This is a genomic window from Cupriavidus numazuensis (assembly GCF_905397435.1).
Taxonomy (GTDB): Bacteria; Pseudomonadota; Gammaproteobacteria; order Burkholderiales; family Burkholderiaceae; genus Cupriavidus; species Cupriavidus numazuensis.
In genome coordinates, this window is sequence record NZ_CAJPVI010000163.1 from 1 (window position 1) to 731 (window position 731).

Sequence of the window (731 nt, forward strand, 5' to 3'; positions counted from 1 at the left end):
TGCGCAAGTGGATAGCGCAGTATCTGCTGGAGCGTGAGCGCACGATGAGTGATCAGGCGCCGGCGGTCGGCCAAGCGGCGGATTCCCCCGAGCCGCCCGGCGAGCCTGTGCAACAGACGCAGACGCAGACGAGAACGATGACCGAGAATCGGCCCTCAGCATTCGTGGCCGTGGAGTCTGCCTCAGAGGCGACGTCAGTCGATCTGACCTCCGCCTGTATGGCCGTCGCGTTGTATGTACGATTGCCCAATGGCGTCGAACTGGATCTGAGCCAGGCGGATCTCGCCGGGCTGACGATGATTGTCCAGATGCTGGGGAGGATGCCGTGTTCCGGTTCGACAGCGGGCTGAAGGTATTCCTGCATCGCGAGCCGGTGGACTTCCGGATGGGAATCAACGGGCTGTCGATTCTGGTGGAGCAGGCGATGTTGCTCAACCCATTTGACCACTCGCTGTACGTGTTCGGCAACCGACGGTGCGACCGTATCAAGATCCTCGGCTGGGACGGTGCTGGTTTCTGGTTATTCCTCAAGCGATTGGAAGCCGAGGATCGCTTCGTGTGGCCGGACACGACCGATATCGTCACGCTCACCGTCGATCAGTTGTATGCAGTCAATAAACGTATGCAGTCAATAAACGACGTCACTCACAACTGCGTCAGGCATAGCCCAAGGTAGCAGCGCGGCATAGTCATCGGCCGTGGTGGCCAGGGGCAACTTCATGAACAGCCAG

The 731-nt window shown here is 59.8% G+C and carries 1 protein-coding gene and 1 pseudogene; both read left to right on the forward strand.

Annotated elements, in window-relative coordinates; translation table 11 throughout:
* A pseudogene (locus tag KHO41_RS41015) lies at positions 1-350 on the forward strand (IS66 family insertion sequence element accessory protein TnpB); the annotation flags it as partial.
* Entirely contained in the window at positions 326-676 is a 351-nt protein-coding gene (gene tnpB, locus KHO41_RS41020) for an IS66 family insertion sequence element accessory protein TnpB (protein WP_211958891.1), read from the forward strand. The pseudogene KHO41_RS41015 and the gene tnpB, both read left to right, overlap by 25 nt.
* Positions 677-731 lie beyond the last annotated feature (55 nt).